This window comes from Sphaerotilus sp. (assembly GCF_041083715.1).
GTDB lineage: Bacteria > Pseudomonadota > Gammaproteobacteria > Burkholderiales > Burkholderiaceae_C > Sphaerotilus.
In genome coordinates this window covers 1-5,891 of record NZ_JBFPGY010000330.1, presented here as the reverse complement: position 1 = coordinate 5,891, position 5,891 = coordinate 1, and the positions used below count along the sequence as shown (strand labels likewise).

Annotated in this window: 6 protein-coding genes and 1 pseudogene; 2 read left to right on the top strand and 5 right to left on the bottom strand. The window is 64.3% G+C overall.

What is annotated here, in order from left to right:
• The 4 genes and pseudogenes from AB3X43_RS15455 to AB3X43_RS15440 all read right to left on the bottom strand — a co-directional run.
• A pseudogene (locus tag AB3X43_RS15455) lies at positions 1-242 on the bottom strand (NADP-dependent malic enzyme); the annotation flags it as partial.
• Positions 243-356: 114 nt separating this feature from the next.
• A complete protein-coding gene (gene ttdB / locus AB3X43_RS15450; RefSeq protein WP_369430755.1) occupies positions 357-965 on the bottom strand; it encodes a L(+)-tartrate dehydratase subunit beta in 609 nt (202 codons plus the stop codon).
• Entirely contained in the window at positions 962-1,861 is a 900-nt protein-coding gene (gene ttdA, locus AB3X43_RS15445) for a L(+)-tartrate dehydratase subunit alpha (RefSeq protein WP_369430754.1), read from the bottom strand. Before ttdA ends, ttdB begins: the two co-directional genes overlap by 4 nt.
• 46 nt (positions 1,862-1,907) lie before the next feature.
• Positions 1,908-3,209: an MFS transporter gene (locus tag AB3X43_RS15440; protein ID WP_369430753.1), complete on the bottom strand. Its 1,302-nt coding sequence runs from the start codon at positions 3,207-3,209 to the stop codon at positions 1,908-1,910.
• 199 nt (positions 3,210-3,408) lie between these two features.
• Here AB3X43_RS15440 and AB3X43_RS15435 point away from each other — a divergent pair, with 199 nt between their 5' ends.
• Positions 3,409-4,332 carry a LysR family transcriptional regulator gene (locus AB3X43_RS15435; RefSeq protein WP_369430752.1) on the top strand — a complete coding sequence of 308 codons (924 nt, stop codon included), beginning with the start codon at positions 3,409-3,411 and terminating at the stop codon, positions 4,330-4,332.
• Positions 4,333-4,406: 74 nt separating this feature from the next.
• On the opposite strand, the gene AB3X43_RS15430 is transcribed toward AB3X43_RS15435, so the two are convergent.
• On the bottom strand, positions 4,407-5,333 hold the full coding sequence (locus AB3X43_RS15430; RefSeq protein ID WP_369430751.1) for a LysR substrate-binding domain-containing protein: 927 nt from the start codon (positions 5,331-5,333) through the stop codon (positions 4,407-4,409).
• Positions 5,334-5,451: 118 nt separating this feature from the next.
• On the opposite strand from AB3X43_RS15430, the gene AB3X43_RS15425 reads away from it, so the two are divergent.
• On the top strand, positions 5,452-5,891 hold a 440-nt coding region (locus tag AB3X43_RS15425; RefSeq protein ID WP_369430750.1), incomplete at its 3' end, for an isocitrate/isopropylmalate family dehydrogenase.

The window sequence follows — 5,891 nt, the reverse complement described above, 5'->3', positions numbered from 1 at the left end:
GCGGTGCCATTGGTGACCACGGCGACGAGGTTGCCGCGCGAGGTGTAGCGGAACGCGTTGGCCGGGTCGTCCACGATCTCTTCGCAGGCCGCGGCCACCCCGGGTGAATACGCCAGCGCCAGATCGCACTGGTTGACCAGCTGCTTGGTCGCGGCGATGGCGATCTTGCCCGGCGTCGGAAACTCGTGGTATTCGAGTGCCGCACGGCGCAGTTCGGCTTGTTTGTCGTTGCAGGAATGCATGGCGGGTATCGGGTCTTCGTCAAGAGGCCCCGATACCCTGGCCGACACGGCGCGGCCACCGGCGCGGGGACCGCGTAGGTGTCGAAGGCAGGCCGCAGGGCGCGACCCGTTGCTTCACTTAATAAAGCTGAGCTGCTCGCTGATCCTGGCGAGGATGGGCTTCTTCTTCTCGTTGAAGACTGTCTTGTTCTGCTGGATCAGATTGTTGCCGTGGGTGTCGATCGAGATGATGAGCGGGCCGAATTCACGTACCCGGTTGATCCACAGGGTCTCGGGCATGCCCAGATCCTGCCACTCGGCGCCTTCGATCTCCTCGACTTGCGTGGCTGCCAGCACTGCGCAGCCACCGGGAAAGATCGCGTGTACGGCCTTGTGCTCCTGGCAGCCTGCAGCGGTTTCCGGGCCCATGCCGCCCTTGCCAACGATCAGCTTGACACCGGTCTGCCGGATGAACTCACGCTCGAACTTCTCCATGCGCATGCTGGTGGTCGGACCGATCGAGACCATCTCGAAGTGGCCATCGTCCTTCTTTCGTACGATCGGACCGGCGTGGAAGATCGCACCGCCCTCCAGGTTGACCGGAAGTTCGCGGCCCTGCTCGATCAGGCGGCGGTGTGCGACGTCGCGGCAGGTCACCAGCCGGCCCGTCAGGTAGACCACGTCGCCCACCTTCAGGTCAGTCAGGTCTTCGTCGCGGAGAGGAGTCGTCAGGATCTTCTTCACAGCACCACTCCTTCGTGCGAAAGGATGTCGCAGGACAGGTCGCCGTTGACGCGGATCTTGCCGCGACGGTGCGCCCAGCAGCCGGTGTTGACGGCCACACCGATGGTGGAGGGATGGCGGGCAGAGGATTCGATGTTCACGCCCATCACGCTGTTGTTGCCAGTCAGACCCTGCGGGCCGATGCCCACTTCGTTCAAGCCTTGTTCCAGCAACTGCTCCATCAGCGCCGCACGCGGGTTGCTGCTCGTGGAGCCCACCGGACGTAGGATGGCCAGCTTGGACAAGCGGGCCGCGGTTTCCACCGAGGTCGACACACCCACACCGACCAGCAGCGGCGGGCAGGCGTTGACGCCGCGCTCGGTGATCACGTCCATCACGAACTCGGCCACGCCCTCGTAGCCTTGCCCGGGCATCAGCACCTTGGCTGCGCCGGGCAGCGTGCAGCCACCGCCAGCCATGTAGACGTCGATGGTGCAACTGTCACTGTCGGGCACGATGCGCCAGTCCAGCCAGGGGATCTGGGTCCCGGTGTTGGTGCCGGTGTTTTTCTCGTCGAAGGTCTCGACCGCGTTGTGGCGCAGTGGGCCCATCTCGGTCGCACCGGCCAGTGCGTCACGCAGGATCTCCTCCAATTCACCCAGCAACGGGAACTTGGCGCCCGCCTCGATGAAGTACTGGATCACGCCAGTGTCTTGGCAGCTGGGACGGTTCAACTTGTCAGCCGCCTCCTGGTTGCCCGCCATGGAGTCGTAGATCGACTTGGCCAGCGGGTTGGTCTCCATCGTGCGCAGGTCGGCCAACTTGGCCTTGACGTCCTTGGGAAGACGCTTGCCAATGTAGGCGGTGAACTTGGCCATGGTGTCCGTGAGGGACACGACGGCGGCTTCCTTGTCCATGGAATGCTCCTGAAAGCGGTGTGGTGTGGCGGGTAGAAGAACAGGCTCAGTGAGCCGTGGCCTCGGTGGGCAACTGCAGAGCTTTCTGGGAACGGGCCAGCAGCAGCGTCATCACGGCAGACATGACAAGCAGACCGGCCACGAAGTACAGACCACCGGCAAAGCTGCCCGTGCTGTCCTTGATCCAGCCGATCATGGCCGGGCCGACGAACCCCCCGAGGTTGCCGATCGAGTTGATGGTGGCGATGCCAGTGGCTGCCGCAGCGCCGGAGAGGAACATCGTCGGCATGCTCCACAACGGCGGCTTGGCACAACTGATGCCGATATTGACCAGCGTCAGCGCTGCAATCAAACCGACCATGCCGTTGCTGCCACCGGCGATGACCAGACCAATGGCGGCGGCGATGCAGGCCAGCACCACATGCCAGGTACGCTCGCCAGTGCGGTCGGAGTGACGCGACCACAGCACCATGGCGATCACCGAGACGGTGGGAGGGATGGCGTTCAGGAAGCCGACGGCGAAGGACGAAACGCCCAGCTGCTTGATGATCTGCGGGGCCCAGATACCCAGGGTGTACAGACCGGCGGAGGTTCCGAAATACACCAGCGACAGTGCCAAGACCCGTGGGTTCGTCAGGACGCTCAGACTGCCGTGCTTGCCGCCGTTGCCAGTGTTGGCCGCCTCGGCATGCATCTCGCTGGTCAGCCAAGCCCGTTCGTCGTCCTGGAGCCACGTCGCCTGCTCAGGCTTGTCGGTCATGTAGAAGAACACGGCCACGCCCAGCAGCAACGCTGGCACGGCCTCGAGGATGAACATCCATTGCCAGCCACGCAGTCCCATGACACCGTTCATCTCCAGCAAGGCCGCCGAGATGGGTGAACCGAGCGCTGTCGAAATGGGTGCGGCCGCCATGAAGAGGGCCGTCACCCCAGCGCGGTGCCGCGCCGGGAACCAGTAGCTCAGGTACAGGATGATCCCGGGGAAAAATCCCGCCTCAGCCGCGCCGAGCAGGAAACGGACCACATAGAAGCTCGTGGAGCTGTCCACAAAAGCCATGCAGGCGGAAATGATTCCCCAGGTCACCATCACCCGGGCGATCCACAACCGCGCGCCCACCTTGTGGAGCGCGATATTGGAAGGGACCTCGAAAAGGAAATAGCCCCAGAAGAAGATGCCCGCACCGAAGCCGAGGATGGAGGCCGTGAAGCCCAAGTCCGTCTTCATCGTCAGGGAGGCAAAGCCGATGTTGACCCGATCGATGTACGCGATGAAATAGAGCAGCATGATGAACGGCACGATGCGCCAGGTGATCCTGCGAAGCGTGCGCTTCTCGAGATCTGTCTGCATGATTTGTCTCCTGAATCCGATGCTTGCCAATGTCGAAGGACAAGACGCCTGTCGCGCCTGGTCATGGCGATACCGCCGTAGAGGCCTGATCGGTTCACGTGCGGTGCGTGTCGATGCAGGACCAGGACCACAGGTTAGAGTCATCCCATGAATTTATGAATCCAGCTATATTTAATTCATAGTTACGAAAAACTGACGAATGAACGGTGACCTGGAATTGGGATTTTTCTGTCTGCTGGTCAAACAAGGTTCGCTAGCCGCCACGGCAAGAGAGTTGAACTTGACGCCTCCAGCTGTCTCTCGCCGGCTCGCTCTGCTGGAGGAGCGGTTGGGCGTTCGGCTGCTGAATCGAACCACCCGCCGCATCAGCCTGACCAGCGAGGGCGAGGTCTACTTCGTGCATGCCCAGCGCATCCTCGGCGACATCATTGACATGGAGCGGTTGGTGTCCAGCAGTCGGGATGCCCCACGAGGCCTGCTGCGGGTCAATGCGCCACTGGGGTTCGGCCGCTCCTACATCGGCCCGGCGGTGTCGGCTTTCACCAAGACGTATCCGGCCGTCGAGGTGCAATTGCACCTGACTGACCGACCGATCAGCCTCCCTGACGAATCAATCGACGTCTCGATCCATTTCGGAGAGATGCCGGACTCACGGCTGGTCGCCCGCAAGATTGCGTCCAACCGGCGAATGCTGGTCGCCTCGCCGAGCTACCTCCAGACCGAGGGCATTCCGACGCATCCCCACGACCTGACGCAGCATCGCTGCATCGTGCTGCGGCAAAACAGTGGCGCCTACGGCAACTGGCGCCTCAATCAGGGAGAACGCGCCGAAACCATCAAGGTGCACGGCAAGCTCAGCACCAATGACGGCGAAGTCGCGCTCAACTGGGCACTGGACGGTCACGGCATCCTGATGCGTGCCGAGTGGGACGTTGCAAAGTACTTGCGCAGCGGCCGTCTGCAGCAAGTCCTGGCCGACTATGCAACGCCTCCTGCGGACATCCACGCAGTCTTTACAGAGCGCTTGAATCTGTCTGCCAAGGTCACCTGCTTCGTGGACCACCTGCGCGAATACCTGGGGCAGCACGCGGATGGGCCTCACCCGGGCTTGACACACTGGTGATGGCAGATTCGCAGCCGAACCGTGCTCAGTACAGCGGATCCGGGACCAGTGAGCGGCTGGGTCGCATCGGCACCTCAGTCCCCGTGCAGGGCCGGGGTCGAGAAGGCGCCGGCCACGAAGTCCACGAACACCCGCACCCGCGCCGCCAGCCGGTGCCGCTGCGGGTAGACCGCGTAGACATCGGCATCCGGTGTGAAGCACTGCGGCAGCACCTGCACGAGCCGGCCGTCCTTCAGGAAGCGGTCGATGTCCCACTCGGCACGCATCAGGATGCCGTGGCCGTCCAGCGCCCAGTTCACCGCGATCTCGCCGTCGTTGGTCGTCAGCGTGCCCCGGGTCTTGACCGCCTCGGTGGTCATGGCCCCGCCCCGCCCGCTCGACAGCCGCCACAGCCCGTAGGCTTCCTCCCCTTGGCGGATGCCGATGCAGTTGTGCTGCGTCAGGTCGTGGGGCACCTTGGGCGTGCCGAAGCGGGCGAGGTAGGCGGGTGACGCGCACAACAGCCGTCGGTTCGGCGCCAGCCGCTGCGCGATCACGCGGGCATCCGGCGGCTCGCCGAAGCGGATGCAGACGTCGAAGGCGTCGTCGGTCAGCGGCGGCGGGTTGACCGAGAGCTGCAACTGCACCTCCACCTGGGGGTATTGCCGCAGGAAACGCGAGATCAGCGGCGCGATGTGGCTGCGGCCGAAACCGAGCGTCGCGTTGATGCGCAGCAGGCCGGTGGGCGTCGAGCGGGACACGCCCAGTTCCTCCGCCATGTGGCCGATCTCGTCGAGGATGCGCCGGGCGTGTTCGAGGTAACGCTCGCCCTCCGGGGTCAGGCTCATGCGCCGCGTCGTCCGGTTGACCAGCGACACGCCGAGCCGCGACTCCATCAGCGCCAGGTGCTTGCTCACGGCCGGCGTGGTGATGCCCAGTTCGCGGGCCGCCGCGCTCAGGCTGCCGGCGCCGGCCAGCGTGGAGAAGAAACCGAGGTCGGCGGGCTGGATGGCATCGGGCATGGCGGGGCGGATTGTTGAATCCAGGTGAACGATGGTTTCACTTTAGCCCTCCGCAGGCGGTGTTTCCAGTCCCTACAGTGCGGCAACGCTTTCCCGCAGCCCCACCACAGGACACCCCATGAAGACGTACTCGATCGCAACCATCCCCGGTGACGGCATCGGCAAGGAAGTCGTGCCCGCCGGCCAGCAGGTGCTCCAGGCCCTGGCCGAATCTGGCCAGGGCAACACCTTCCGCTTCGAGTTCGAGGACTTCGACTGGGGCGGCGACCACTACCGCGCCCACGGCGTGATGATGCCGGCCGACGGGCTGGACGCGCTGCGTGGCAAGGACGCGATCCTGTTCGGCTCGGCCGGCGATCCGCAGATCCCCGACCACATCACGCTGTGGGGCCTGCGCCTGAAGATCTGCCAGGGCTTCGACCAGTACGCCAACGTGCGCCCGACGCGCATCCTGCCCGGCATCGACGCCCCGCTGAAGCGCTGCCGGCCCGAAGACCTGAACTGGGTCATCGTGCGCGAGAACTCGGAAGGCGAATACTCCGGCGTCGGCGGCCGGGT

What these genes read in the sequence shown, in the direction of transcription:
- ttdA (WP_369430754.1), bottom strand. Translation starts at nt 1,861, where the DNA reads ATGGACAAGGAAGCCGCCGTCGTGTCCCTCACGGACACCATGGCCAAG.
- AB3X43_RS15435 (WP_369430752.1), top strand. Translation starts at nt 3,409, where the DNA reads ATGAACGGTGACCTGGAATTGGGATTTTTCTGTCTGCTGGTCAAACAA.
- AB3X43_RS15430 (WP_369430751.1), bottom strand. Translation starts at nt 5,333, where the DNA reads ATGCCCGATGCCATCCAGCCCGCCGACCTCGGTTTCTTCTCCACGCTG.
- AB3X43_RS15440 (WP_369430753.1), bottom strand. Translation starts at nt 3,209, where the DNA reads ATGCAGACAGATCTCGAGAAGCGCACGCTTCGCAGGATCACCTGGCGC.